The sequence below is a fragment of the Fulvivirga lutimaris genome (assembly GCF_009711525.1).
Classification (GTDB): domain Bacteria; phylum Bacteroidota; class Bacteroidia; order Cytophagales; family Cyclobacteriaceae; genus Fulvivirga; species Fulvivirga lutimaris.
The window spans coordinates 1-3,490 of sequence record NZ_SMLV01000160.1 but is presented as its reverse complement, the minus strand read 5'-3'; the positions used below and the strand labels follow the sequence as shown (position 1 = coordinate 3,490).

At 37.8% G+C, this 3,490-nt stretch carries 4 protein-coding genes; 1 reads left to right on the top strand and 3 read right to left on the bottom strand.

Annotated features, from left to right (window positions below; all coding sequences use genetic code 11):
* The 3 genes from E1140_RS01150 to E1140_RS01140 form a co-directional block, all read right to left on the bottom strand.
* On the bottom strand, positions 1-1,423 hold a 1,423-nt coding region (locus E1140_RS01150; RefSeq protein ID WP_155178167.1), incomplete at its 3' end, for a Do family serine endopeptidase.
* Positions 1,424-1,619: 196 nt separating this feature from the next.
* Entirely contained in the window at positions 1,620-2,045 is a 426-nt protein-coding gene (locus E1140_RS01145; protein WP_155178164.1) for an Hsp20/alpha crystallin family protein, read from the bottom strand.
* A gap of 144 nt (positions 2,046-2,189) precedes the next feature.
* A complete protein-coding gene (locus E1140_RS01140) occupies positions 2,190-2,765 on the bottom strand; it encodes a toxin-antitoxin system YwqK family antitoxin (protein ID WP_185153354.1) in 576 nt (191 codons plus the stop codon).
* A gap of 231 nt (positions 2,766-2,996) precedes the next feature.
* Here E1140_RS01140 and E1140_RS01135 point away from each other — a divergent pair.
* On the top strand, positions 2,997-3,490 hold a 494-nt coding region (locus E1140_RS01135), incomplete at its 3' end, for a hypothetical protein (RefSeq protein WP_155178160.1).

Genomic DNA, 3,490 nt, shown 5'->3' with positions numbered 1-3,490 from the left:
TTAGCACTCCACCTTCTTTACTTTCCAATATTTGAGCAACATCTTTTGGCGTCTTTACCTTTTTGCCATCTATTTTAGTGATAATGAAACCCTCTTGCATATCAGTGTATCGTCTGATCTTTCCAGGGCGCAGTGTTTTTACTTCTACTCCTGCATCAAGGCCGAGCCTTTTTAGCGTCTTAGTATCTACTTCCGCAAGGTCGGCACCAAGTGAAGTAAGAATCTCTACTTTTTCTTTCTTGACAAACTCAGTATTGCCGTCTCTGTTCTTTAACATTACATTATAGTCAAGCTCTTTACCATCTCTATTTACTTTAAGAGACACCTTGTCGCCAGGTCGCTTACTGCCAACATAACCAATTAGGTTAGCAGTATTGCTCACTGTTCTGCCATCAATTTCCACAATAACATCACCCTCTTTTACACCTACATCTTTTGCGCCACTGTTATCTGCCAAACCGGCAACATAAGCACCTGCATTTACGGTTAGGTCATTTTCACGAGCCAGGCCACTGGTTACATTCTGAATGGTAACACCCAACCAGCCTCTCTGCACCACACCATAAGTGATGATGTCTTCAACCACCTTATTTACAATGTTTGATGGCACAGCAAAGGAATAGCCTGAATAAGCACCAGTTGGACTGGCAATGGCAGTATTAATACCAACCAAATCGCCATTAAGGTTCACCAATGCACCACCACTATTGCCAGGATTCACAGCCGCATCTGTCTGAATAAATGACTCAATAGATGTGCTGTCACCAATAATGCCTATGTTTCTGGCCTTGGCACTAATAATACCAGCTGTTACCGTTGAGTTAAGGTTAAACGGATTACCAACAGCAAGTACCCATTCGCCTACTTTGGCATTGTCTGAGTTAGAAAGTCCTAAATAGGGTAGACCCTCCTGCTCAATTTGTAATACTGCAATATCTGTAGTTGGATCAGTGCCAATTACCTTAGCCTTGTAGCTCCTGTTATCGTGCAATGTAACTTCTACATCATCCGCCTGATCTATCACATGGTTGTTGGTTACAATATGCCCCTGATTGCTAATGATCACTCCTGAACCGGACCCCACTCTAGGCCCATAATTTTGTGGATTTTGTCTTAGAAATGGTCCAAAAAAATCTCTGAATTGATCAGGTATCTGTTGATTTCTCTGAGATGTATATCCTGCAGAGTTTTGTGTTGATCTAATATGAACTACTGCATCCATAACCTTTTCAGCAGCAACGGTAAAATCTAATGGTATAGCACGCCCGGTATCATCGGCATTGTAACTTGTTTGTACTGCCGGAGTACTGTCGACATGCTCAATTTTCAAAGGCTCCCTATTATCAGTTAGTAACTGAAATGAGCCAATAGTTAGTGCACTACCTAAGATAGCTGCACCGAACAATGATCCAAATTTTCTCATTTTTCTTTCTCCTTTTAGTTCTTAATTTTTTCTCAATTGTCTGTTTAAAGGGAGCAGGTTAAAAGGAACAGGCAATTGCGCCTCACTTTCAAATCACTTCCTTCTGTTAATAAAAACGATCGGAAAAATCCGATGTTTGATTTTTAACATTTTTTAAGAAATCGAGGTGAAGGGGGGCTTCACCTCGATAATGTTTTTATGAAATAGCGATTAATCTTGAAGCCTGTTTCTTAGCTTCTTCTTTTTTAGGAATGGTAATATTCAATATACCATCTTTGTAATTGGCTTCTATTTTATTGCTTTCAACCGATTTGGGTATCGTGAAAGATCTTTGGAAGGAGCTGTAGCTAAATTCTTTTTTAGTGTAGTTCTCCTCTTTGTCATTTTTAGAAACCTCTTTTTCATAAGAAATGGTTAGTGTTTGGTTATCCAATTCTACTTTGAAGTCCTTTTTATTTAGTCCCGGAGAAACCATTTCAACAACATAGTCATCTTCAGTTTCTCTGATGTTTACTGCAGGCATTGTTTGCGATGCAGTTCTGTTACTTTCAAATAAATCCCTACCGAAGAAATCGTCAAAAAACGTAGGGAATAAGTCATTCGTTCTTCTAATAAGTGTCATAATTCCTCCTTTTTTTATGATTCAACATTTTACCCTATAAAAATCAAATAAAATGCCAGAAGGATCAAACAAAAAAAGAGGGTCAAATTGACTTAGATTTGACCCTCTTTTTCTTTAAAATATGCCAAATTGGCTTAAAATCGACTATTTGCTTACCAATTCACCTGCAGAATATTCATACTCGATGGTTACATTTCCATCCTGATCATACCATTTTGAAACGCCATCTCTCAGGCCATTGGAGTAGGCTCCCTCTTCCATAATGTTACCAGTGTCGTAATATACTTTTACTACACCTTCTATCTTTCCATTCTTATAGGTACGCTCTTCTTTGACTCGGGCCCTGTTAAATTGTTTCCAATCGCCATCTAGCTGACCGTTATGATAGTAAGCTATTTTTTGTAGCTGACCTCTGTCATCAATTTCGGTAAAAAGCCCCTGCTGCACACCATCTACATAGGTTGAAATAGTTTTTACAAGTCCAGTTTGATGATATTCTGTCCAGGTACCTACTCTTTTACCGTTTAGGTAGTCACCTTGACTGTTGCCTGTAGCGCTATTAATTGTCACCTTCACCATATCAGGATTGTCATCATATGGCTCCTTTATTGCACCTGCGGGCAATTCTGCCAATCCTTCAATAGTAGCGGCACTAAATTCTTCGGTTTTACCACATGAAATCAAATAAGTGGAAATCAATACCAATAACAGCTTTTTCATATTTCTCATTTTTTTCTGATTAACAATAGGTTTTATAATTAGGAGGTAAAATTAAAAATTTTGAGAATTTACCTAACCTTTATTCAAGGTTAGTATAAAACAATCCCTTCCCAACACTACATTTTTATTACTTTTGACTCAGTTTGCTGCTATAATATCATCAAACTCTGCGTTAGGTTATTGGTTTATATTAGTCCAGCTAACTTTAAGATTAGGTCATTAAAATATTGAATGCAATTTAGCACACAGGTACAGTTAGGAATTCTAGGGCTTCTTATTTTTCAATGCCTTTTCTTCAGCGTCTTTCTTTTTACACAAATTAGAAAGGAGAAGAAGAGTAATCTGTATTTGGCAATTCTGCTAGCCACACTTGGTTGTCACATGCTCATCAATATGTTGAGCAACTTTGGTGTTGTAAATGCTGACCCAAAAATGGTCATAGGGTTAAGTGCAGTTTATGGCCCTTTAATATACCTGCACATAATAGCACTTCAAAGGAAGAAAAGTGACTTCAAAATATCTCGTTTAGTACATTTTATTTTAGCCCCGGTCGCGGTTTTAGTTTCTCAATCTGGTATTGAGTTTTTAGAGCTTACCATAAAAATAATGGTTCTTGTTCAGGTATATACTTACCTAATAGTAGCTATGCTTTCAATTAAGCGGTTTCAAAAAATTATAAAGTTTACACAGTCCAGGTATGAGAGCATTAACCTCAGCTGGGCCTA